At 66.0% G+C, this 23,576-nt stretch carries 21 protein-coding genes; 13 read left to right on the forward strand and 8 right to left on the reverse strand.

From position 1 onward, the window contains the following. Positions 1-32: 32 nt before the first annotated feature. Positions 33-1,220, forward strand: coding sequence for a DNA polymerase IV (gene dinB / locus GAK28_RS10755; RefSeq protein ID WP_291778427.1), 1,188 nt, complete (start codon positions 33-35; stop codon positions 1,218-1,220). A gap of 82 nt (positions 1,221-1,302) precedes the next feature. Next, on the forward strand, positions 1,303-1,710 hold the full coding sequence (locus tag GAK28_RS10760; RefSeq protein ID WP_291778429.1) for a PilZ domain-containing protein: 408 nt from the start codon (positions 1,303-1,305) through the stop codon (positions 1,708-1,710). 108 nt (positions 1,711-1,818) lie between these two features. Here the strand turns inward: GAK28_RS10760 and GAK28_RS10765 are convergent, their stop codons facing one another. Together GAK28_RS10765 and acnA are read right to left on the reverse strand one after the other, a co-directional pair. After that, complete coding sequence (locus GAK28_RS10765) at positions 1,819-3,513, reverse strand: AMP-binding protein (protein ID WP_291778432.1); 1,695 nt, start codon at positions 3,511-3,513, stop codon at positions 1,819-1,821. Between the two features lie 322 nt (positions 3,514-3,835). Further along, a complete protein-coding gene (gene acnA, locus GAK28_RS10770; RefSeq protein WP_291778436.1) occupies positions 3,836-6,577 on the reverse strand; it encodes an aconitate hydratase AcnA in 2,742 nt (913 codons plus the stop codon). 214 nt (positions 6,578-6,791) lie between these two features. On the opposite strand from acnA, the gene GAK28_RS10775 reads away from it, so the two are divergent. Continuing rightward, positions 6,792-7,736, forward strand: a complete 945-nt coding sequence (locus tag GAK28_RS10775) for a LysR family transcriptional regulator (RefSeq protein WP_291778439.1) — start codon at positions 6,792-6,794, stop codon at positions 7,734-7,736. A gap of 71 nt (positions 7,737-7,807) precedes the next feature. On the opposite strand, the gene hflD is transcribed toward GAK28_RS10775, so the two are convergent. The 3 genes from hflD to GAK28_RS10790 form a co-directional block, all read right to left on the reverse strand. Beyond that, entirely contained in the window at positions 7,808-8,434 is a 627-nt protein-coding gene (gene hflD / locus GAK28_RS10780) for a high frequency lysogenization protein HflD (RefSeq protein ID WP_291778442.1), read from the reverse strand. A gap of 73 nt (positions 8,435-8,507) precedes the next feature. Beyond that, on the reverse strand, positions 8,508-9,602 hold the full coding sequence (gene mnmA, locus GAK28_RS10785; RefSeq protein ID WP_291778445.1) for a tRNA 2-thiouridine(34) synthase MnmA: 1,095 nt from the start codon (positions 9,600-9,602) through the stop codon (positions 8,508-8,510). Beyond that, positions 9,599-10,087: an NUDIX hydrolase gene (locus GAK28_RS10790; RefSeq protein ID WP_291778447.1), complete on the reverse strand. Its 489-nt coding sequence runs from the start codon at positions 10,085-10,087 to the stop codon at positions 9,599-9,601. Before GAK28_RS10790 ends, mnmA begins: the two co-directional genes overlap by 4 nt. A gap of 123 nt (positions 10,088-10,210) precedes the next feature. Here GAK28_RS10790 and clpS point away from each other — a divergent pair, with 123 nt between their 5' ends. Both clpS and clpA read left to right on the forward strand, forming a co-directional pair. Further along, positions 10,211-10,543: an ATP-dependent Clp protease adapter ClpS gene (gene clpS / locus GAK28_RS10795; RefSeq protein ID WP_291778450.1), complete on the forward strand. Its 333-nt coding sequence runs from the start codon at positions 10,211-10,213 to the stop codon at positions 10,541-10,543. 76 nt (positions 10,544-10,619) lie between these two features. After that, positions 10,620-12,887, forward strand: a complete 2,268-nt coding sequence (clpA, locus tag GAK28_RS10800; RefSeq protein WP_291778452.1) for an ATP-dependent Clp protease ATP-binding subunit ClpA — start codon at positions 10,620-10,622, stop codon at positions 12,885-12,887. Positions 12,888-12,981: 94 nt separating this feature from the next. On the opposite strand, the gene GAK28_RS10805 is transcribed toward clpA, so the two are convergent. Continuing rightward, on the reverse strand, positions 12,982-13,641 hold the full coding sequence (locus GAK28_RS10805) for a sigma-70 family RNA polymerase sigma factor (protein WP_291778454.1): 660 nt from the start codon (positions 13,639-13,641) through the stop codon (positions 12,982-12,984). Positions 13,642-13,699: 58 nt separating this feature from the next. On the opposite strand from GAK28_RS10805, the gene GAK28_RS10810 reads away from it, so the two are divergent. Next, positions 13,700-14,290 (forward strand): ATP-dependent Clp protease proteolytic subunit, encoded by a 591-nt coding sequence (locus GAK28_RS10810; protein WP_291778456.1) that lies wholly within the window; start codon positions 13,700-13,702, stop codon positions 14,288-14,290. 66 nt (positions 14,291-14,356) lie between these two features. Here GAK28_RS10810 and infA read toward each other — a convergent pair whose 3' ends face one another. Both infA and GAK28_RS10820 read right to left on the reverse strand, forming a co-directional pair. Next, positions 14,357-14,575, reverse strand: coding sequence for a translation initiation factor IF-1 (gene infA / locus GAK28_RS10815; RefSeq protein WP_019466733.1), 219 nt, complete (start codon positions 14,573-14,575; stop codon positions 14,357-14,359). 97 nt (positions 14,576-14,672) lie between these two features. After that, on the reverse strand, positions 14,673-14,954 hold the full coding sequence (locus tag GAK28_RS10820; protein ID WP_291778458.1) for a polyhydroxyalkanoic acid system family protein: 282 nt from the start codon (positions 14,952-14,954) through the stop codon (positions 14,673-14,675). A 129-nt stretch (positions 14,955-15,083) separates the two neighbouring features. Here GAK28_RS10820 and GAK28_RS10825 point away from each other — a divergent pair, with 129 nt between their 5' ends. From GAK28_RS10825 to uvrC, 7 genes are all read left to right on the forward strand, one after another. Then, the gene (locus GAK28_RS10825; RefSeq protein WP_291778460.1) at positions 15,084-15,857 is read left to right on the forward strand and encodes an FHA domain-containing protein; all 774 of its coding nucleotides are present in this window, start codon (positions 15,084-15,086) and stop codon (positions 15,855-15,857) included. Positions 15,858-15,933: 76 nt separating this feature from the next. After that, a complete protein-coding gene (gene serC, locus GAK28_RS10830) occupies positions 15,934-17,019 on the forward strand; it encodes a 3-phosphoserine/phosphohydroxythreonine transaminase (protein WP_291778463.1) in 1,086 nt (361 codons plus the stop codon). Positions 17,020-17,098: 79 nt separating this feature from the next. Then, positions 17,099-18,199 carry a prephenate dehydratase gene (gene pheA, locus GAK28_RS10835; protein WP_291778466.1) on the forward strand — a complete coding sequence of 367 codons (1,101 nt, stop codon included), beginning with the start codon at positions 17,099-17,101 and terminating at the stop codon, positions 18,197-18,199. Further along, positions 18,196-19,308 (forward strand): histidinol-phosphate transaminase, encoded by a 1,113-nt coding sequence (gene hisC, locus GAK28_RS10840; protein ID WP_291778469.1) that lies wholly within the window; start codon positions 18,196-18,198, stop codon positions 19,306-19,308. Before pheA ends, hisC begins: the two co-directional genes overlap by 4 nt. Continuing rightward, a complete protein-coding gene (aroA, locus tag GAK28_RS10845) occupies positions 19,305-20,612 on the forward strand; it encodes a 3-phosphoshikimate 1-carboxyvinyltransferase (RefSeq protein WP_291778472.1) in 1,308 nt (435 codons plus the stop codon). Before hisC ends, aroA begins: the two co-directional genes overlap by 4 nt. Positions 20,613-20,712: 100 nt before the next feature. Further along, a complete protein-coding gene (kdsB, locus tag GAK28_RS10850; protein WP_291778475.1) occupies positions 20,713-21,498 on the forward strand; it encodes a 3-deoxy-manno-octulosonate cytidylyltransferase in 786 nt (261 codons plus the stop codon). A 209-nt stretch (positions 21,499-21,707) separates the two neighbouring features. Further along, positions 21,708-23,531, forward strand: coding sequence for an excinuclease ABC subunit UvrC (gene uvrC, locus GAK28_RS10855; RefSeq protein ID WP_291778477.1), 1,824 nt, complete (start codon positions 21,708-21,710; stop codon positions 23,529-23,531). The last annotated feature ends 45 nt before the right edge of the window (positions 23,532-23,576 follow it).

Below are 23,576 nucleotides of genomic sequence, written 5' to 3' on the forward strand. Positions count from 1 at the left end.
GGGCGCCCTGTCGATCCGGCACAATAGGAACCATGCAGCCGGTCCAGCGCGCCATTATCCACGTCGACATGGACGCGTTCTACGCGTCGGTGGAGGAACTGGACGACCCGTCGCTCAAGGGAAAACCGGTCATCGTGGCCGGATTGGGCCGCCGCGGCGTCGTTTCGACGGCCAACTACGAGGCCCGGAAGTACGGGGTCCGTTCGGCGATGCCCACCGCCGAGGCCCGTCGGCGCTGTCCCCAGGGCGTGTACATCTTCCCTCGTCATGCCCGCTACCAGGCCATTTCGGACATCGTCTTCGAGGTATTCGGCCAGTTCACGCCCACGATCGAAGGGCTGTCGCTGGATGAGGCATTTCTTGACGTCACGGCCAGCCTGCGCCTTTTCTCGTCGATCGACGCGATCGGCCGGCGGATCAAGGACGACATCAAGGCCAGGACCGGCCTGAATGCCTCCGTAGGCATGGCGCACAACAAGTTGCTGGCCAAGCTGGCCAGCGAGCTGTCCAAGCCCGACGGATTCCTGTCGATCCACCCGGACGAGATCCGGGGTTACCTGGACCCCCTGCCGATCGGCCGCATGTGGACGGTGGGCAAGGTGGCCGAGGAGGCCCTGCAACAGGTCGGTATCCGTACCATCGGCGACCTCCTGCGGGCCGACGACTGGCGCCTTCACAAGGCGGTGGGTCCACGCCACGGTGCGCAGCTGCGGGCGCTGTGCCGGGGCGAGGATACCCGGCCGGTGGTGGCCGACGCGGCCGAGGTCTCGATCAGCGCCGAATGGACCTTCGAAATCGATCTCGATGCGCTGTCTATCGCGGAGGCCTGGCTGCTTCGCCAGTGCGAACGGGTCGGGGCCAGGGCGCGTGCCCGGGGCCTGGAGGGACGCACGGTATCCGTGAAGCTGCGCGAACCGCCCTTCGTTACCCATAGCCGCCAGGCGCAATTGCCCGTTCCCGGCAACGCCACGCCGGAGATCTATGCCGTGGCACGTCGCTTGCTTCAGGTCTGGTGGAACCAGCATCCGCGACCGAGGCTTCGCCTCCTCGGGGTGGGGCTGTCGGGGTTCGATGCCCGGCACGGTGACGAGCAGCAGGACATGTTTGCCGCCCCGGCCGTGCAAAAACGCTCCGACGGCGTCCAGGACCGGATCAACGAGCGCTTCGGCGCCGGTGCGCTGGTCCGGGCGGGCGTACTGAAAACGCGCGGTAAGGAGTGACGCGAAAGACGGTGAACGGAACCCCGGACTGCGCTAATGTGTCGATAAGTGACACGGAACGTAAGTTTTGCGAGGTGCGGTCATGCCGATCGCGACTGACAATGGCAAGGCACCGGGATGGGTGGAAGAACTGATGGCTCCTGACAAGGCTGGCGCACAGGCGCACGAACGCCACGCGCGCATGAAGGTACCGGCGGCCGTCCTCATGAGCCGCGGGCACGAAGCCTTCTCCACCGATCTGATCGATATCTCCGCCACAGGTGTGCTGCTGAAGCGGCCGCAGCGCTGGAGTGGCGTCGTGGGCCAGGTCTGGGTGCTCGACATCGTGTTCGCGCACGACTTGCACATCAACATGGAGGCCGAGGTCGCTCGTGCCTCCGCCCGCCAGATCGGGCTGAAGTATTCCCTCATTCCCGAGGACAAGCAGGCCCCGCTGTGGGAGCTGCTGGGCGGCTACGCCGACACCCTAGAGGCCTGGCACCAGGATTGACCTAACCCTGTAGGAGCGCGCTTGCGCGCGATGGGTGCTTGCGATCTCGCGCGATACCAGGCGCATCGCGGCCTGGCATCGCGCGCAAGCGCGCTCCTACAGCGGTGCTTAGGCCTTGGCGGCCTTCTTCCGGCGTTCCTCGTCGCGCAGTTCGCGGCGGAGAATCTTGCCCACGTTGCTCTTGGGCAGTGAATCACGGAACTCGATCTGCTTCGGGCGCTTGTAGCCCGTAAGGTTCTCGCGGCAGTACTCGCGCAGGGCTTCCTCGGTGAGGGAAGGGTCCTTGCGTACCACGTAGATCTTGACGATCTCGCCCGAATGCTCGTCGTCGATGCCGACGGCCGCCACTTCGGCAACACCCGGATGATGCATCACGGTGTCCTCGATCTCGTTCGGATACACGTTGAAGCCCGAGACGAGGATCATGTCCTTCTTGCGGTCGACGATATAGGCCTGGCCCTTGTCGTCCATCTTCGCGATGTCGCCCGTGCGCAGCCAGCCATCGGCGGACAGCACCTTGGCAGTTTCCTCCGGCTGCGCCCAGTAGCCCTTCATCACCTGCGGGCCGCGGATGCACAGTTCGCCCGCCTCGCCGAGCGGCAGCGGGTGGCCCTCGTCGTCGCGAATTTCGGCGTAGGTGTTCGGAATGGGATAGCCGATGGCACCCGTATATTCGGTGACGTCCACGCGGTTGGCGAAAGCGACCGGCGAGGTTTCGGTCAGGCCGTAGCCTTCGATGATCGCGCGGCCGGTGACTTTCTTCCAACGTTCGGCCACGGCACGCTGCAGCGCCATGCCGCCGGCCATCGCCAGGTGCAGGCGCGAGAAGTCGACCTGGTCGAAGCCCGGCGTGTTGAGCAGGCCGTTGAACAGCGTGTTGACGCCGGTGATGGCGGTGAAGCTGGTCTTGCGCAGTTCCTTCACGAAGCCGGGCATGTCGCGCGGATTGGTGATCAGCACGTTGAGGCCGCCGAGGCTGGTGAAGATGAGGCCGTTCACCGTGAGCGAGAAGATGTGGTACAGCGGCAGCGCTGTGATGACGGTCTCTTCGCCCGGCGTGGCATGGTGCGCCACCCACGGGCGGGTCTGCAGCATGTTGGCGACCATGTTCGCGTGGGTGAGCATCGCGCCCTTGGCCACGCCGGTGGTGCCACCGGTGTACTGGAGGAAAGCCAGATCCTCAGGATTGACCTCGACCTTCGGCAGCGCATGCTTGCGGCCGCGCTCCAGGGCATCCTTGAAGCGGATCGCCTTGGGGATGTTGAACGCCGGAACTTCCTTGCGGATGTTCTTCACCACGAAGTTGATGATGGCGCCCTTGGGGAAGCCGATCATGTCGCCCACGGCGGTGGTGATGACGTGCTGCACCTTGGTGCCGTCCAGCGCTTGCTGGGCGGTGTGGGCGAAGTTGTCGAGCACGAGCAGCGCCTTGGCGCCGGAGTCTTCGAGCTGGTGGTGCAGTTCGCGCGCGGTGTACAGCGGATTGGTGTTGACCACAGTGAGGCCGAGACGCAGGGCGCCGAACAGCGCGATGGGGTACTGCAGCAGGTTCGGCAGCATGATCGCGAGGCGATCGCCCTTGCGCATGCCCAGTTCGCCGGACAGGAAGGCGGCGAAGGCCTTCGAGAGTTCGTCCACCTGGCGATAGGTCAGGGTGTGGCCGAAGTTGCGGAAGGCGGGGCGGTCGGCAAACTTGGCGAAGGAGTCTTCGCAAAGCGCGGCGACGGAGCGGAACGCGCCGACGTCGACATCCGCCGGTACGCCTTCGGGATAGTGTTCAAGCCACGGACGCTCGGTGCTCATGGATGGAATGGACTCCAGTGGTGACAGTCGCAACGGCGACGCATCGTACGATCGCGGCATTGGAGCATACGCGCGCGTATAGCGGCAAGCCGCATTGCAGCGTCATTTATAGGGGAAAACCGCGGCTCCGGCACTGCGAATTTTCGTGTGGGGTTTTTCCCGAGCCGAGCGGTTGTAGGAGCGCGCTTGCGCGCGATTCGGGATATCGCGAGCACCCATCGCGCGCAAGCGCGCTCCTACAAGGCGCAAAAGCCGCCGTGACGAACATAAAAAAAGCCCCGGGTTTCCCCGGGGCTTTTCATTCACTCGACCTGTGACGCTATCAGGCCTTGGCGAGCGAGCGAAGCACGTACTGCAGGATGCCGCCGTGGCGGAAGAACTCGCGCTCCTTCGGGGTCAGCAGCAGCACCTTCACGGTGAACTCCTTGACCGAGCCGTCCGGACGCGTGGCCTTGACCTTCGCCGTCTTCGACTCGCCGCCGTTGAGGCCAGTGATGTCGAACACTTCGTCGCCCGTCAGGCCCAGCGACTGTGCGTTCTCGCCGTCCTGGAACTGGCAGGGCAGCACGCCCATGCCGACCAGGTTGGAGCGGTGGATGCGCTCGAAGCTCTCGGTGATCACGGCCTTGACGCCCAGCAGCAGCGTGCCCTTGGCCGCCCAGTCACGCGACGAGCCGGTGCCGTATTCCTTGCCGGCGAGGACGACCAGCGGGGTGCCGTCGGCCTTGTACTTCATGGCGGCATCGTAGATGGCCATCTGTTCGCCGTTCGGGATGTACTTGGTGTAGCCACCCTCGACGCCGTCGAGCATCAGGTTCTTGATGCGGATGTTGGCGAAGGTACCGCGCACCATCACGTCGTCGTTGCCGCGACGCGAACCGTAGGAGTTGAAGTCCTTCGGCTCCACGCCCTTGGAGATCAGGAAGCGGCCCGCCGGGCTGTCCTTCTTGATCGAGCCGGCCGGCGAGATGTGGTCGGTGGTGATCGAGTCACCGAAGATGCCCATGGCGCGGGCGCCGTGGATGTCCTCGATGGTGCCGGCTTCGGCGGACATGCCGTCGAAGTACGGCGGGTTCTTGATGTACGTGGAGTCGTCCCACGCGTAGGTCTGGCCGTCCGGCGAGGCGATCTGGTTCCAGCGGCTGTCGCCCTTGAAGACGTCGGCGTAGCTGGCCTTGAACATCTCCGGGCTGATGGCGCCGGCGATGAGGTCGCTGATTTCCTGGTTGCTCGGCCAGATGTCCTTCAGGTACACCGGCTGGCCATCACTGCCCGTGCCGATCGCGTCCTTCGTGAGGTCGATGTTGAGCGTACCGGCCAGGGCGTAGGCGACCACCAGCGGCGGCGAGGCCAGGTAGTTCATCTTCACTTCCGGATGCACGCGGCCTTCGAAGTTGCGGTTGCCCGAGAGCACCGACGCCACGGCGAGGTCGCCCTCGGCGATGCCCTTGCTGATTTCGGCCGGCAGCGGACCCGAGTTGCCGATGCAGGTGGTGCAGCCGTAGCCGACCACGTAGAAGTTGACCTTCTCCAGCTCGGCGAGCAGGCCGGTCTTCTTCAGGTACTCGGTGACCACGAGCGAACCCGGGCCGAGCGAGGGCTTCACCCACGGCTTGGAGGTGAGGCCACGCGCGGCGGCCTTCTTCGCCACCAGGCCGGCGGCGAGCATCACGGCCGGGTTGGAGGTGTTGGTGCACGAGGTGATGGCGGCGATCACGACGGAGCCGTCGTTGATGCGGAAGTTCTGGCCGTCCTTGTGGACGAGCACGCCTTCTTCGTTGATGCCGTTGGCTTCGTTGCCGATGGCGGTGCCGCCGCCTTCATTGCTGAAGCGCGAGGTGTCGCCGTTCTTGGTCTTGCGGTTGGCGGTGAGCGGGCTGACGACGTCGAGGAAGCTCTGCTTCACGCCTTCGAGCAGCACGCGATCCTGCGGGCGCTTCGGGCCGGCCAGCGAGGGCTTGACCGTGGCCATGTCCAGCTCGAGCACCGTGGTGAACTCGGCTTCCGGGGTGTTGGCGTCGTGCCACAGGCCCTGGGCCTTGGCGTAGGTTTCCACCAGCTTGATCTGGGCGTCGTCGCGACCCGACAGGTGCAGGTAGTTCAGGGCTTCCTGGTCGATCGGGAAGATGCCGCAGGTGGCGCCGTATTCCGGGGCCATGTTGGCGATGGTGGCGCGGTCGGCCAGCGGCAGGTTCTGCAGGCCGTTGCCGAAGAACTCGACAAACTTGCCCACGACGCCGAGCTTGCGCAGCATTTGGGTGACGGTGAGCACGAGGTCGGTGGCGGTGACGCCTTCGGACAGCTTGCCGGTGAGGCGGAAGCCGACGACCTGCGGGATCAGCATGGACGACGCCTGGCCGAGCATCGCGGCCTCGGCCTCGATACCGCCCACGCCCCAGCCCAGCACGCCGATGCCGTTGATCATGGTGGTGTGCGAGTCGGTGCCGAACACGCTATCCGGGTAGGCGAACGACTCGCCGTCCACGTCGCTGGTGAACACGACGCGGGCGAGGTTCTCCAGGTTCACCTGGTGGACGATGCCGGTGCGCGGCGGCACGACGGCGAAGTTGTTGAAGGCCTTCTGGCCCCAGCGCAGGAAGGAGTAGCGCTCCTGGTTGCGCTCGAATTCGATTTCGACGTTCTTTTCCAGCGCCGATTCGGCACCGAAGGCGTCGACCTGCACGGAGTGATCGATGACCAGCTCGGCCGGCACCAGCGGGTTGATACGCTTGGCGTCGCCGCCGAGCTTCACCACGGCGTCGCGCATGGCGGCGAGGTCGACCACGCAGGGCACGCCGGTGAAGTCCTGGAGGACCACGCGGGCGGGCATGAAGGAGATTTCGGTGTCCGGCTCGGCCTTGGCGTCCCACTTGGCGACGGCCTTGATTTCCTTCGAGGTGACGTTTTCGCCGTCTTCCTGGCGGAGGAGGTTCTCCAGCAGGATCTTCATGGAGTAGGGCAGGCGCTTGAGGTCGAACTTCTCGCCCAACTTGGCCAGGCTGGCGATGGTGTGGCGCTTGCCGTTGACTTCGATGCTGTCTCGTACCGAGAACGAGTCTTTCATGCTGTACTCCTGGCGTGACGTTCTTTAGCTGGGGAGGCCTGGCGGACCCGGTCGGGCCCATCAAAGCGTCGATTATCGCGCAGTCTGGCGTTGGTATGCGACCGCCGTGAGACCCGTGGCCGGCTACAATGGCCGGTCCGTGGCATAGGCCACGCGAATTTCGGCGGCAAAAGGATGAGGGCGGCGGCGAATGGGCGCAAACGCATTTGATGGCATGCAGCGTTCGATGATTTCGATGGCCCTGTCATCGGTGTCGCTGCGCGACCTCGCCCTGGTCCAGGCCGTTGCGCGTGAAGGCAGCTTCAACAGCGCCGCCCGAGCCATGTACATCAGCCCGTCGGGGCTTTCCCACCAGGTCCAGAAGGTCGAGCAGGCGCTCGGCATGCCGCTCTTCGAGCGCGGCGGCCGACGCGTGGCGCCCACGGCCAGCGGTCAGCGTCTGTTGGGTTATATCGACAGCGTGCTGTCGGCGGCCGAACACCTGGAGCACGCGGCGCGGGCCGGCGACATCGCCTTTGGCGGCGAGCTGCGGCTGGGCGTGCCCTCCACGCTGGGGCCGTACCTGCTGCCCCATGTTATCGAGCCGTTTCCCGAGCGCTTTCCCGATGCGCGCCTGACCATCTCCGAGGGCAAGCCGCGTGGTTTGCTCCGCCGGTTGAGCGAGGGCGAACTGGACGCCGTGCTGGCACCGCCGAGCGCGACGGTCACAGGCCTGGAGTCGGTGGTGCTGTTCTTCGAGCCCTACGAGCTGCTGCTGCAAAAAGGTCACCCGCTGGCAGGGCGCGAATCCATCGCCCTCACGGAGCTGGATGCGGCCGACGCCACCTTGATGGCGGAAAGCCATGGTAACGGCGTATCCGACCTGGGCATGCCTGGCGCGGCGCGACCCGAACGCATCCAGGATCTCAGCATCGAGAGCCTGGCGACCCTGGTGGCGTTGCGTGGTGGATACTCGCTGGTGCCGATCCTGGCCCACGAGCGGCTGGGGTCCATTCCGAACGTAGTACTGGCGGCGGTCGAGGGCGCCCGCCCGGGGCGGCATATCGCGCTGTTCTGGCGCAGCGCCTCGCCGTGGCGTGACGACCTCGTCGGCTTCGGTGATCTGCTGAGAACGCTAGCCGGGACCATCCCCGGCCTGGACACCGCCCCGTCCTTGTAGGAGCGCGCTTGCGCGCGACCCGCGGCAGCGGGCCAGATTGCCGCTGCCGCGGGTCGCGCGCAGGTGCGCTCCTACAGGCCGTTGTCCAGGGTTGAGCCGGTCAGCAGGCCACGGGCCAGCATCGCGCACTGCTTCCGATAGAACAGGATGTGCCACTGCCGACCGCCGATCTGGCGCCACAGCACCGCCGAACGCACGGCGGCGAGCAGGGCGGCACGAACACGCTCGACGTTACCCTTCTGCTGGAGATAGGCCGGCGTACCGGTGACCATCACGCGGGGCTTCAACGTGGACAGCGTGGTCGCGTAGACCTCGGCCAGTCGGGCCTCCACGTTCGGGTGGTCGAGGCCGAAATGTTCCACCTGGCGTTGGGTGGCTACGATGCCTTCGCGCAGGCGTTCCAGCAGGGCGTGGTTGCGCGACAGCGAGCGCTCCAGGCGCAGCACGGTCACGGCCATGCGCATCACGGCGATATCGCGGGTCTGGTCTTCGAACTGGGCCACGAGCGTGCGCAGGCCGCGCCGCACGCCGGCGACGCCGCCATAAACGGCCGCCACGGAATCCGCGTCGATCCGGAACACGCTGCCCATGCTGGCCTCGAACGCCACGTCGTCGCAGCGGCCTTCGGTGGCGAGCTGCTGGGCGAGGGCGGCCCCCTGGAAAACACCGGCGAGGGCTAGGATGCGTTCTTCATTCATTCGTCAGACTCGGAAAATCGATTCGTGGTGGCCTTTCGCGAAAGGCCATCGCGCGCAAGCGCGCTCCTACAGGTCATGCGAGGCCACCGTAGACGGCATCGGTGGCGGAGATTACCGCGCCGCCCAGGCAGGCTTCGCCGTCGTAGAGGACGACCGACTGGCCCGGAGTCACGGCGCGCTGCGGCTCGTCGAAGACGACGCGCAGGGTATCGGCCCGGACCTCGACGGTGCAGGCCTGGTCGGACTGGCGATAGCGGGTCTTCGCGGTGCAGCGGAAGGACAGCCCTGGCGCTTCCCCAGCTACCCAGGTGGCGTCGGTGGCCTGTAGGTGGGTGGATTGCAGCCACTGGTTCTCACCACCCTGTGCGACGATCAGCGTGTTGCTGGCGACATCCTTGCCCACCACGTACCACGGGTCGTTCGAGGCGCCGACGCGGCCGCCGATGCCTAGGCCATTGCGCTGGCCCAGCGTGTAGTACATGACACCCTGGTGCTCGCCGATGACCTTGCCGTCGGGGTCGACCATCGCGCCGGGCTTCGCCGGGAGGTACTGGGCGAGGAACGCGCGGAAATCGCGCTCGCCGATGAAGCAGATGCCGGTGGAGTCCTTCTTCGCGTGCGTGGCGAGTCCGGCCTCGCGGGCCAGTTCGCGCACCAGCGATTTTTCGATCTCGCCCACGGGGAACAGCGTGGCGGCGAGCTGCTTCTGGCCGAGGGCATGCAGGAAGTAGCTCTGATCCTTGCTCGCATCCACGGCGCGGAGCAGCCGGTAGCGGCCGTCGCGGAAATCCACGCGGGCGTAGTGGCCCGTGGCGATCTTCTCGGCGCCCAGCGCCTGGGCGTGGTCGAGGAAGGTCTTGAACTTGATCTCGCGGTTGCAGAGGACGTCCGGGTTGGGTGTCCGGCCCGCCGCGTACTCGGCCAGGAAGTAGGCGAACACGCCATCCCAGTATTCGCCGGCGAAGTTGCGGGCGTGGAAGGGGATGCCCAGGCGGCCGCAGACGGCGACGGCGTCCTTGCGGTCCTCGTCGGTGGTGCAGGGGCCGGAGCGGTCGTCCTCTTCCCAGTTCTGCATGAACATGCCTTCCACCTCGTGGTCGGCCTGCTGGAGCAGGAGGGCAGCGACGGAGGAATCCACGCCACCGGATACGCCGAGGATCACCTTCACGGCGCGGTCCCCGGCAGCAGGCTGGCGACGGCCTCCAGCGGCAGGCGCCGCCCGGACAGCCAGGTGTCGATCGTGGTCAGGATGAGTGGGCTGCGCAGGCGCGGACCCAGGGCCTCGATCTCGTCCCGGCGCATCCACAGGGCGCGGAGGATCCCCGTGTCGAGGGCGCGCGACGGGTCGTGGCCCACCGAATGCCCGCTGAAGGCGAAGCGGATCACCTGTTCCCCGTGCTCGGGGCTGAGCCACTGCCAGGCGCCCAGGAAGGCATCCAGTTCGACCGTGTGCCCGGTTTCCTCCAGGGCTTCGCGGACCGCGGCATGGCGCAGGCTCTCGCCCGGATCGAGGTGTCCGGCGGGCTGGTTGTAGGCCAGTTCGCCGAAGACGTCCTCCTCCACCATGAGGAATCGGCCTTCGTGCGCGACGACGCAGGCCACCGTCACGCGGGGGCACCAGACGTTTTCGGCCGGGTTGGGCTGGGAGGTCATCGGTCGGATGGGGGAGGGGGCTCTGGAAAACGGCCTATTGTGCCATCACCTGTGGGAGTCGACCCGAAAGCCGGGCGAAAATCGGGTGTATATAATCGAATCGCGTACCCAAGGTTCTTCTAAATGTCCCAGGAACACGAACACGATCAGGAAAGCGACCGCGGTCATGGCCTTGCCGTAGAAACCAGCCGTCCGGAGACGGCACGGCCGCCGCTGTTCCAGGTCGTCCTGCTGAACGACGACTTCACGCCGATGGATTTCGTGATCGAGGTTTTGCGTAGCTTCTTCGGCATGGACCAGGAGAAGGCGGTCCAGGTGATGCTCCACGTCCACACCCGAGGAAAAGGCGTGTGCGGCGTGTTCACCCGCGAGGTGGCAGAAACCAAGGTGACGCAGGTAAACGAGTACTCACGATCTCATCAACACCCGCTGTTGTGCACTATGGAAAAGATGTAGCCAGTCCCCCATCTGGAATACATGCGGCAACCAAAGGGTTAGACCCCGCCGCCCACAGCTATCGGAGACGGTCCGTATGTTCAGTAAGGATCTCGAAGTCACCATCGGGCACTGCTACAAGCAGGCCCGCGAGCAGCGCCACGAATTCATGACCGTGGAGCACCTGCTGCTCGCGCTTACCGAAAACACCTCCGCCCTGGCTGCCCTGCGGGCCTGCGGCGTAGACCTGCCGCGTCTGGCGGCCGACCTGCAACGAATCATCGCCGAGACCGTCCCGGTGCTCCCCGCCGGCGACGAGCGCGACACGCAGCCGACGCTGGGCTTCCAGCGCGTGCTCCAGCGTGCCGTCTACCACGTGCAGTCGTCCGGCCGGAAGGAAGTCACTGGCGCGAACGTGCTCGTGGCGATCTTCGGCGAAAAGGACTCCCACGCGGTCTATTTCCTGCACCAGCAGGAGATTACCCGCCTGGACGTCGTCAACTACATCTCCCACGGCATCGCCAAGATCGGTGACGAGGCGGCCCCGGCCACCTCGAACAGCGAGCGCGACGGCGAAGACGGCGGCGAGGGCAAGGGCAACCCGCTCAGCGAGTACGCCTCCAACCTCAACGAACTGGCCATCCAGGGCAAGATCGATCCGCTGATCGGCCGCCACGACGAAGTCGAGCGCACCATCCAGGTGCTTTGCCGCCGCCGCAAGAACAACCCGCTCTACGTGGGCGAGGCGGGCGTGGGCAAGACGGCGCTGGCCGAAGGCCTCGCCAAGCGCATCGTGGAAGGTCAGGTGCCCGAGGTGCTGGAAGACTGCACCATCTGGTCGCTCGATCTCGGCGCGCTGGTCGCGGGCACCAAATACCGCGGCGATTTTGAGAAGCGCCTCAAGGCGGTGATCGCCCAGCTCAAGAAGCAGCCCAACTCCATCCTGTTCATCGACGAGATCCACACCATCATCGGTGCGGGTTCGGCATCGGGCGGCACGATGGACGCCTCCAACCTGATCAAGCCCATGCTGGCCTCGGGCGAACTGCGCTGCATCGGCTCGACCACGTTCCAGGAGTTCCGGGGCGTATTCGAGAAGGACCGCGCCCTGGCCCGCCGCTTCCAGAAGATCGACGTGGTCGAGCCCACCGTGGCCGACTCCATCGAGATCCTGCGTGGCCTGAAGAGCCGCTTCGAAGAGCATCACTCGGTGGAGTACACCGGTGAGGCGCTGCGCGCGGCCGTGGATCTCTCGGTCAAGCACATCCCCGACCGCCTGCTCCCCGACAAGGCCATCGACGTCATCGACGAGGCCGGCGCCCGACAGCGCCTGCTCCCCGAGGACGAGCGCACGGGCAAGGTCGACGTGGCCGAGATCGAATTCATCGTCGCCAAGATGGCGCGCATCCCCGCCAAGCAGGTCTCGGCGTCCGATCGCGATGTCCTGCGCAACCTTGAGCGCAACCTCAAGATGGTGGTGTTCGGCCAGGATGCGGCGATCGAGGCCCTGGCCTCGTCGATCAAGATGGCGCGTTCGGGCCTGGGCGATCCGTCCAAGCCGATCGGCAGCTTCCTGCTCGCCGGCCCCACGGGCGTCGGCAAGACGGAAGTCACCCGCCAGCTCGCCATGCAGCTGGGTATCGAGATGGTTCGCTTCGACATGTCCGAGTACATGGAAGCCCATTCCGTCTCGCGCCTGGTCGGTGCCCCTCCGGGCTACGTCGGTTTCGATCAGGGTGGCCTGCTGACCGAGCAGATCACCAAGCACCCGCACTGCGTGCTCCTGCTCGACGAGATCGAGAAGGCGCATCCGGATGTCTACAACATCCTGCTGCAGGTGATGGACCGCGGCGTGCTGACCGACACCAACGGTCGCGAGGCCAACTTCAAGAACGTCATCGTGGTGATGACGACGAACGCCGGCGCGCAGCTGGCTTCGCGCCGGGGCATCGGCTTCGTGAAGCAGAACCACGCACCGGACGCCATGGAAACCCTCCGTCGCCTGTTTACGCCGGAATTCCGTAACCGTCTCGACGCGATCATCCAGTTCAACGCCCTGGACTTCGATCACATCCTGCGCGTGGTCGACAAGTTCCTGATCGAGCTGGAAACCCAGCTGGCGGAGAAGAAGGTGAGCGTGGACGTCACGGCGGAGGCTCGTCGCTGGTTGGCCGAGCACGGCTTCGACCCGCAGATGGGCGCACGTCCGATGGCCCGCGTCATCCAGGACAAGGTCAAGCGTGCCCTGGCCGACGAGCTGCTCTTCGGCAAGCTGGCCGACGGCGGCAAGGTCACCCTCTCGGTCGAGGGCGATGACCTGCATGTTGAGACCGAATCCGCGGAGCCGGCCACGGCCACCGCGTAATCCCAGCCCGCAAGCGCGCTCCGGCTTTACTGTAGGAGCGCGCTTGCGCGCGATGGGTGCGAAGAGGTGACTCCGATCGCGCGCAAGCGCGCTCCTACAAAACGGTGATCGGCTCCGCCAGGCTCATCAGCGCCATCGGCGACGAGATCCGCACCGTGGCGATCAATCCTGCCGGGTCGCGTTGGCATACCGCCAACTGGCAAAGCGCCAAAAGATCACCCGTATCCTCGTCGGCGTACGCGTCGTCCCAGGTCTGTCGATCTCCCCTTACGCGAGCAAGCAGGCGACGCACATGCTGACGCGACGCCACCTCACTGCGGCCCGATAGTTCGCCTAGACGCGCGTGATCCAGTTCGAATACCTCGTGCAGCAGCAGGAGGGCGACGTCTCCCGGTGACAGCGAACGTACGAGGCGCAGCAGCGCCATCGTGACCTGCTGGTCGGTGTCCAAACGATGTTCGGGCGTATCGGCCTCGGTGCCGCCCGTGCTCCCGGCGACGAGGTTCGCCAGGATGGATCGGTAGCGGTCGTGCCGGCGTAGCCCGTCGATGCAGAGGTTGCGCAGCACGGTGACCATCCAGGCTTCGGGGTTTTCCGTGTCGGACAGCGCACCATGCGCGGTGCGCAGGTAGGTTTCCTGCACGAGGTCTTCCGCGTCGTGGTCCGCGGCGGACCAGCGGCGGGCAAGCGCCAGGAGGCGAAGGCGCAGCGCCTTGTCGTCGAGGTGCGAATGGAACGGCGCAGGGGATGTCACGTTCGTGGTCACTCGTTCGTCTACAGGATGAACCTACCACGACACGGAGAACCGTCCCATGTTCACCAATGACACCGACACCCGGCCGCCGACCCCGCAGGCCCAGGGCAGTGCCTTCCTCGAAGAAAAGGCGTTTCGCGCCCGCACGGTGCTGGTCTTCGGCACGATCACCGACACCGTCGCCGCCGAAACGGTACGTCGCCTGCTGGCGCTGGATGCCGATGCCGACGCCCCGATCGACATGATCGTGTCCTCGCCGGGTGGTCACCTGGAATCCGGCGACGTCATCCACGACGTACTTCGCTTCATCAACGCCCCGGTGAACATGATCGGCACCGGCTGGGTGGGGAGCGCCGCCACGCACCTGTTCCTCGGCGTACCGCGAGAGCGTCGCGTATGCCTGCCGCAGACCCGCTTCCTCATCCATCAGCCGAGCGGCGGGGCAGGCGGCCCGGCCAGTGATATCGCCATCCAGGCGAAGGAGATCATGAAGGCGCGGGAGCGTATCGCCCAAGTGATCGCCCGGGAATGCGGCCAGCCGCTGGAGCGGGTCCGTGCCGATATCGAGCGCGATCTGTGGATGCCGGCGGAGGAAGCGCTGGCGTACGGATTGATTTCGCGGGTGATCGAGCGGCGGACGGAGTTGTGACAATAAAAAAGCCGCGGCGATAGCCGCGGCCTTCTTGGGTTCCGGTGAAGCCGGCGCGAGAAGCGCTTACTTCATGCGGTAGGTGATACGGCCCTTGGTGAGGTCGTAGGGGGTCATTTCGACCTTCACCTTGTCGCCGGTGAGAATGCGGATGTAATGCTTACGCATGCGGCCGGAGATATGGGCAGTAATGACGTGCCCGTTCTCGAGCTGCACGCGGAACATGGTGTTGGGCAGGGTCTCCTGGACCGTGCCTTCCATTTCGATGACGTCGTCTTTTGCCATGTGTTCCGGGTCGGATAGTTGGCCGCCGTGGCCGCATAAGTCCCGTATTATGGCATGGCAGCGAGGCCAAGGCCACCCGCCTGGGAGGAACCCCCGCTCAGCGGCCGAAATGCTCTTCCAGCTTGCGGCGAATTTCGTCCTCTATGGTGCCCTTCATGAAGGTCAACATCATGCCCAGCTCCACCACCACGTGGATTTCGCTGTCGCCCACGGTGATGGAGCCCTTGGCGCCCGGGCCGGTGAAGGTATAGAGGCCGCCCGGCTGCCAGTGCCCCTTGGTGCCCAGCTTCTCGCTCATCCGCGTGGCGATCTTCTGCGTCGTCTCGAGGGCATCGGCGCGGGTGGTGCCGTGAGGGCGATGGATGTCGATCGTGGGCATGAAGGATTTCCGTAGAACGTGTCAGTCAGCGAGTCTAGCAGGCACGTTAGGCGACGATCACGACATCTTTACGTTTCAAATAGATACCGCAACCTGCTAAAGTCGCTTCGTCAACGTCCCGGTTCCTTCATGCGCATTGAATTCGTCAGCTCGGCACGCGGTGATTTCCACTGGTCACGGCCCGTGCTCACGATCGGCCGCGCCGAAGAAAATGATCTCGTGGTCTCCGAGGCCCAGGTCGCCCCACGCCATGTCCGCATCCATCGCGACCGTCGCGGCCTCGTGCTCGAGGTGGCGCCGGAGGCGGGGCGTGTCTACGTCAATGCGCGTCCGGTCCGCGAGTGGGCCCTCCTGCGGCCGGGCGACAGCCTGTCGCTGGGTGAGTGCCGCATGCTCATCCGCGACGATGCCGACATCGACAACCGCGACGCCGTGGTGCCCAACGAGGCCCGTTGCACCGTTGCCCTGCGCCCGGTGGCTGGTCCCTTGTCCGGCCGCACCGTGCCGGTGGGCGAGCGACTGGAGCTGGGTGCCACGCATGGCGCGCTGCCACTGGAGTTGCCCGGCAACGATGTCGCCCTGCTGAGCCTGGCTTGGGAAGACGGCGAGCTGGTGCTCGACGCCACCCGCGTGCCGCCGCGTCATGCCGTGCGCGTCAATGGCGTGACCGTGGCGCGTGCGGCCCTGCAACCGGGCGACCAGATCGGCATCGCCAACCATCGCTTCGTCCTCGACGCGCCCGGCTGGGCCGCCGAACCGGTGGTGACCCTCGTGGAGGAATCGCCGGACGAACCGGAAGCCGACGAGAGCGGGTCATCGCGAAACGATGTCTGGTGGCTCATCGTCACAGCCGCGCTGCTGGCGCTGGGCATCGCCGCCGTCCTCTTCATGCCCGGCGGCTGACCGGATAAAGCCCTTCCAATCGCGCCCGGGGCTGGGAGCATAATCGGGGTTCTCCCCAACCTAAGGTGCTTCTGGCGTGACAAGAGCCTGGAATTTCAGCGCGGGCCCGGCGGCGTTGCCGGAGCCGGTCCTTCGGCGTGCGCAGGCGGAGCTGCTCGAGTGGAACGGCTCGGGCGCTTCGGTGATGGAACTGTCCCATCGGGGCAAGCGCTTCATGGCACTGGCGGCTGAGGCCGAGGCCAGCCTGCGACGTCTTCTTGGCGTGCCGCCCGGCTACAAGGTGCTGTTCCTCCAGGGCGGCGCCACGCAGCAGTTCGCGCTGATCCCGATGAACCTCGCCGGCCCCGGCGACCACGCGGACTACATCGTCACCGGCCACTGGGGTGAGAAGGCCGTGCGCGAAGCGGCGCCGTACATCGACGCGCGCGTCGCGGCGACGTCCGAAGGCGATCGTTACCTGAAGCTGCCGTCGCGCGACACCTGGCGCCTCAGCGAGGGCGCGTCGTACGTGCACTACACGCCGAACGAGACGATCCACGGCGTGGAATTCCACGATATTCCCGATGTTGGCGATACGCCGCTCATCGCTGACATGTCGTCGAACATTCTCAGCGAACCGCTCGACGTGTCACGTTTCGGCCTGATCTACGCTGGCGCGCAGAAGAACATCGGCCCGTCCGGCCTGGTGGTGATGATCGTCCGTGACGACCTGCTTGCGCGCGAAGGCCGCCCGATGGCGAAGATCTTCCGCTACGCGGAGCACGCCGCGAACGATTCCATGCTCAACACACCCAACACCTGGGGCTGGTACCTGGCCAAGCTCACTTTCGACTGGATTGACGAGCAGGGCGGCCTTGTCGCGATGGGCGAGCGAAACGCGCGCAAGGCGAAGACGCTGTACGACGCCATCGACGGTTCCGGCGGCTTTTATCGCAGCCCGGTCGATGTGGCCGCGCGCTCGCGCATGAATGTGCCTTTCACCTTGCACGACAGCGCGCTCGATGCCGCCTTCCTTGCCGATTCCGAGAAAGCCGGGCTGCTCGCGCTCAAGGGCCACAAGGCCGTGGGTGGCATGCGCGCGTCGCTCTACAACGCGGTGCCGCAAGAGGCCGTGGACGAACTCGTGAAATTTATGCGGGACTTTGCAACGCGTCACGGTTAAAGTCGGAGGATCGCCGCAATGCAGCATGCGTGCGGCGACAATCCCTTTCAATTGCAACCATTTAGCCGCCCGGACGTCCATGAGCAAGACCCCCGCCGACAAACAAGCCACGCTTACCGAAGCGCGCCAGCGCATCGACAGCATCGACCAGCAACTGCAATCGCTTATCAGCGAGCGCGCCCAGTGGGCGCAGCAGGTCGGCCGGGCCAAGGGCCCGTTGAAGGCGGCGGTGGACTATTACCGACCCGAACGCGAAGCCCAGGTCCTGCGCGGCGTGATCGACCGCAACGACGGCCCGCTGCCCAACGCGGAGCTGGTCCGACTGTTCCGCGAGATCATGTCCTCGTGCCTATCGCAGCAGCAGCCGCTGAAGATCGGCTTCCTCGGTCCCGAAGGCACCTTCAGCGAGCAGGCCGTGCGCAAGCACTTCGGCCACGCCGCCTATGGCCTGCCGCTGGGTAGCATCGAAGAGGTCTTCCAGGAAGTCGCGGCGGGTAACGCCGATTTCGGCGTCGTCCCGGTGGAGAACTCGGGGCAGGGCATGATCCAGATGACCCTGGACATGTTCCTCGTCTCCAAGGCCACCATCTGCGGCGAAGTGGAATTGCGCGTACACCAGAACCTGCTCTCGCTTACGGGCGAGCTGAAGGACGTCAAGCGCATTTATTCGCACCCGCAGTCGTTGCAGCAGTGCCAGGGCTGGCTGCGCGTGAACCTGCCCAATGCCGAGCGCATCGCGGTATCCAGCAACGCCGAAGCGGCGCGTACCGCGCGCCTGTCGCCGGATTCCGCCGCCATCGCCGGTGAAACCGCAGGTCGCGTGTACGGCCTGAAGACCGTCGCCGGTCCCATCGAGGATCGCTCGGACAACACCACGCGCTTCCTCGTCATCGGTCGCTCCATTTTCCCGGTGTCAGGCAACGACCGCACGTCGCTGCTGGTCACCGTGAAGGACAAGCCCGGCGCGCTCTACGACGTACTCAGCCCGCTCGCGAAGCACGATGTCAGCATGAACCGCATCGAATCCCGCCCTGCCCACACCGGCAAGTGGCAATACGCCTTCTTCATCGACATCTCCGGTCATGTGGACGATGCCTCGGTGCAGGCGGCCCTGAAGGAGATGAAGCCCACGGCCGCCGATGTCCGTGTGCTCGGCTCCTACCCGGTCGCCTTGCCGTGACCGCCGGTTTCGACGCGGCGACGCTCGCCAACCGGGCGACGTTGGCTCTGCGCGCCTACGATCCCGGTCACGACCTGCCCACGCTGCGCGCGCGTTTCGGCGACGTGCTCTCCGAGCTGGGTTCCAATGAAAACCCGCTCGGCCCGAGCAAGCAGGCGATGCGCGCGGCTACGCGCGTGCTCGACGACATCTTCCGTTATCCCGACCCGGTGGGTGCCTCGCTCAAGCATCGCATCTCGGATGAACTGGGCGTGCCGGTCTCCGGCATCACGCTCGGCAATGGTTCGCATGAGCTGCTGATGCTGCTCGCGCAGTGCTTTGCCGATGCCGAGCATCCGGTGGTGCATTCGCAGTACAGCTTCGCGGTGTTCCCGATCGCCGCCGCCGCGGCGGGCGCGCGGGGCATCGTGGTGCCCGCGCTGCCCATCGATCATCCCGAGGCGCCTTACGGGCACGATCTCGACGCGATGGCGAAGGCCGTCACGCCAGATACCCGCCTGGTCTACCTCGCCAATCCCAACAATCCGACCGGCACCTGGTTCACCGATGCGGTGCTTGAGCGCTTCCTCGACCAGGTGCCGTCGAGCACGCTGGTGGTGGTCGACGAGGCTTACAACGAATACGTCGACGCGCCAGGCCTCAGCACCGCGCTGCACCTGCTCGGTCGTTATCCGAACCTGATCGTCACGCGCACGTTCTCCAAGGCGTACGCGCTGGCGGGCCTGCGCGTGGGCTACATGCTCAGCCATCCGTCCGTCGCGGCGGTGTGCGAGCGCCTGCGCGAGTCGTTCAATGTGAACGGCGTGGCGCTGGCCGCCGCCGAAGCCGCGCTTGGTGACCACGAGCACCGCGCCCGCGTCAGGGAGACCAATCGTCGCGATCGCGAGTGGCTGGCCGCGGAGCTGACCGCGCGCGGCATGCGCGTGTTTCCGTCGCAGACCAACTTCGTGCTCGTCGATGTCGGTCGCGATGCGGCCGAGTTGGAAGCGCACCTGTTCGGCACCGGCGTGATCGTGCGTCCGATGGTCGGCTATGGCCTGCTCACCACCGTACGTATCAGCGTGGGCAGCCGCGCCGAGCTGCAACGCCTGCTGGAGAACCTCCCTTGAGCCGTATCGACTGGACCAGCCACCAGGGTGGCCCGCTGCGCGGCGAGATCACCGTGCCCGGCGACAAGTCGGTATCGCATCGCTCGCTGATGTTCGGTGCGCTGGCCGAAGGCACCTCGCACATCCGTGGTTTCCTCGAAGGTGAGGACACCCGCGCCACGGCGGCCATCCTCGGCAAGCTCGGCGTCCGTTTCGAAACGCCTGCGCCGGGCGAGCGCATCGTGCATGGCGTGGGCCTGCACGGCCTGCGTGGCACGCAAGAATCACTCGACTGCGGCAACGCCGGCACCGGCATGCGCCTGCTCGCCGGCCTGCTCGCCGGCCAGGCGTTCGACTCGACACTGGTTGGCGACGAATCGCTGTCGCGTCGTCCCATGCGCCGGGTCACCGATCCGCTGGGCGAGATGGGCGCGCAGATCGATACCGAAGACGGCAAGCCGCCGCTGCGTATCCATGGCGGTCGCAAGCTCCAGGGCATCACCTACCATCCGCCGGTCGCCAGCGCGCAGATCAAGTCCGCGCTGTTGCTCGCCGGCCTGTATGCCGAAGGCAGCACCGAAGTCATCGAGCCGCATCCCACGCGCGACTACACGGAGAGCATGCTCAAGGCCTTCGGCTGGCCCATCGAGTATTCCCCGGGTAAGGCGAAGCTCGAAGACGGCCATACCTTGCATGCCGTGGATGTGGACGTGCCCGCCGACTTCTCGTCGGCTGCGTTCTTCATCGTCGCCGCATGCATCGTGCCGGGCTCGGAGCTTCGTCTGAAGGCCGTGGGTCTCAATCCGCGCCGTACGGGCCTGCTGGCCGCGCTGGAACTGATGGGCGCCGATATCTCGGTAGAAAACGAGCGTGTCAGCGGTGGCGAGGAGATCGCTGACCTGATCGTCCGTCATCGTCCGCTGCATGGCGTTGCGCTGCCGCTCGACATCGTGCCCGACATGATCGACGAGTTCCCGGCCCTGTTCGTGGCTGCCGCGGCGGCCGAAGGCATGACCACGATCCGTGGCGCCGCCGAGCTGCGCGTCAAGGAGTCCGATCGCATCGCCAGCATGGCCAACGGCCTGAAGGCCTGCGGCGTGCTCATCGACGAACTGCCTGACGGTGCGATGATCCGTGGCGGCGCGATCCATGGTGGCACCATCGACAGCCATGGCGATCACCGCATCGCCATGAGCTTCGCCATCGCCGGCCTGGTGGCGTCCGGCCCGATCGTCATCGGTGATTGCGCCAATGTGGCGACGTCGTTTCCGGGGTTCCTGGAGTTGGCGAACGGCGTCGGTTTCCGTATTACGCCGGTAGTCTGATCCCGGTCGCGCGCAAGGCGCGCTCCTACATGTAGGAGTGCGCCTTGCGCGCGACCGCCTTTCGCGACACGCTTCCGCTTCCCCGTCCACGGAAGCCGACATGGCCGCCAAGCTCCCTCCCTTCGTCGTCGTCGTGCCTGCGCGGTTCGGATCCACCCGGTTGCCCGGCAAGCCGTTGCTGAAGATCGGCGGCATATCGATGATCCGCCGGGTCGCCGAGCGGGCAGGGCAGGCGGGCGCTGCGCAGGTAGTGGTGGCGACCGACGACAGCCGGGTCGCCGGCGAGCTGCGCGGATGCGGTGACATCCTGGTCTGCATGACCCGGGAGGACCACGCGTCCGGCACCGACCGCATTGCGGAAGTGGTGAGCCATTACGGCTGGCCGGAAGACACCATCGTCGTGAACCTGCAGGGCGACGAGCCCTTCGCCCCGGCCGCCGGCATCCGTGCGGTGGTGGCGACCCTGGCCGGCGACGATGCGCCCATGGCGACCCTGGCCACGCCCATCGAACATGCCGACGAACTGTTCGATCCCAACATCGTCAAGGTCGTGCGTGCCGCCAACGGGCGGGCCCTCTATTTCACCCGCGCCCCCTCGCCGTGGGCACGTGACGACTTCGCCCGCGACCGTACCATATTGCCCGCCAAGATCCCTTTCCTGCGTCATATCGGCATCTACGCCTACCGGGCGGGCTTCCTGCGCCGCCTGGCCGCCCTTCCGCGGACACCGCTGGAGCAGGCCGAGTCGCTGGAGCAGCTGAGGGCCATGGAGCACGGCTACGCCATCTCGGTGCAGCCGACCCCTGAGCCCTTCCCGCCGGGCATCGACACTGCGGAAGACCTGGAGCGGGCCGAGCGCTGGCTGGCCCGATCGGCTGGTTTGTAGGCGTTCACGTACAAGCCCCAAGGTAAAAGCCTGACATTCATTCAAGGCTTCGCCCGAATGTGCGGCGTGGGGCCATTCCGTAATCTATCCCTGTCGCCACAGTGACCCCCTAAGGACGGCGACACTCCCATGGAAGGTCTACGCCGGCATGGCCAGCCCATGCCGGCGTTTTTCGTCTTCAAGGGCCGCCGACGCGGTAAAATGACCGGATGGAGCACACCGAGTCGCATCCGTTCGACGGCAAGGCCTTCGTCCGCCATCTCACGACCTCCCCCGGCGTCTATCGCTACTTCGACGGGGAAGGCGAGTTGCTGTACGTGGGCAAGGCCGCGAACCTCAAGAAGCGGGTCAGCAACTACTTCCTCAAGCCGCCGATGGACCCGCGCATCGCCTCGATGGTGTCGCAGATCGATCGTGCGGAAGTCACGCTGACGCGCACGGCTGGCGAGGCGCTGCTGCTCGAATCCCAGCTCATCAAGTCGCTCAAGCCGCGATACAACATCGTGCTGCGCGACGACAAGAGCTACCCGTACATCTACCTTTCCGGCGGTGAGGATTACCCGCGCCTGGCATTCCATCGTGGCGCCAAGTCGGGTATCGGCCGGTACTTCGGCCCCTATCCCAGCACCTTTGCCGTGCGCGAGAGCCTCGGGCTGATGCAGAAGCTGTTCAAGGTGCGCCAGTGCGAGGACAGCTACTTCCGCAATCGCTCGCGCCCGTGCCTGCAACACCAGATCGGCCGGTGCAGCGCGCCATGCGTGAAGCTGATCGAGGTGGACGACTACCGCAACGACGTGCGCCACGCCGAGATGTTCCTCGAAGGCCGCAGCAGCGCCGTGATCGACGAGCTGGCGACGTCGATGGAGCAGGCCAGTGCCGCACTGCATTTCGAGCGTGCCGCCGCGCTGCGCGACCAGGTGGCGGCGCTGCGCAAGATCCAGGCGCAGCATTTCGTGCAGGGCGCCAGCGCCGACATGGACGTGGTGGCCTGCTGCATGGAAGGGGGCATGGCCTGCGTCAGCGTGCTGTTCTTCCGCAACGGTGTCAGCCTGGGATCGCGCGACTTCTTCCCGCGCCTGCCGACCGACGCGTCGGTCTCCGACGTGATGGAGCAGTTCCTCGCCCAGTACTACCTGGAGCGTCAGGTGCCGCGCGAGCTGGTGCTGAGCGATCCGGTAGAGGACGCCGAGGTGCTGACCTCCGTATTGTCCGAGCACGCGGGCTACGCCGTGGCGCTGAAGACCAGCGTGCGCGGCGACCGCGCGCGCTTTCTGGAGATGGCGCAGCGCAACGCCAGCGCGGCACTCACCTCGCGCCTCGCCAGCCGGCACACGCTGCTGGCGCGTTTCGACGACCTGCAGAAGGTGCTCGAACTGGACGAAACGCCGCGGCGCATCGAATGCTTCGACATCAGCCACACCCGAGGTGAGGCCACCGTGGCCTCCTGCGTGGTGTTCGGTCCGGAAGGGCCGGAGAAATCCCACTACCGTCGCTTCAACATCGCGGGGATCACGCCGGGCGACGATTACGCCGCCATGCATCAGGCGCTGACCCGGCGTTTCAAGAAGGTGGTAGAAGGCGGTGCGAAGCCCGACATCCTGCTGATCGACGGCGGCACGGGCCAGGTGGGCCAGGCCGTGGACGTGCTGCGCGACCTGGGCGTTGCCGGTATCCGCGTGGTCGGCGTGGCCAAGGGGCCGGGCCGCCGCGCGGGCGAAGAAACCCTGGTGCTGGCCGAAAGCGGCCGCACCTTGCATCCAGGCACCTCCTCGCCAGCGCTCCACCTGGTGGCGGCGGTCCGTGACGAGGCGCACCGTTTCGCCATCAGCGGCCACCGCCGTCGGCGCGAGGCGGCGCGCGAGCGCAGTACCCTGGAAGACGTGGCGGGCGTCGGCGCACGGCGCCGTGCGGCCCTGCTGAAGGCCTTCGGCGGCCTCGCGGGCGTGGAAGCCGCGGGCGTCGAGGAATTGATGAGCGTAAAGGGGATTGATCGCGGTCTCGCCGAACGCATCTATGCCATGCTCCATCCCTGAACGAACAGGGCGACTGGAAGGTCGCCCGGAAGAACCGGCCAAATT

The organism is Luteibacter sp., assembly GCF_009912395.1.
Taxonomy (GTDB): Bacteria; Pseudomonadota; Gammaproteobacteria; order Xanthomonadales; family Rhodanobacteraceae; genus Luteibacter.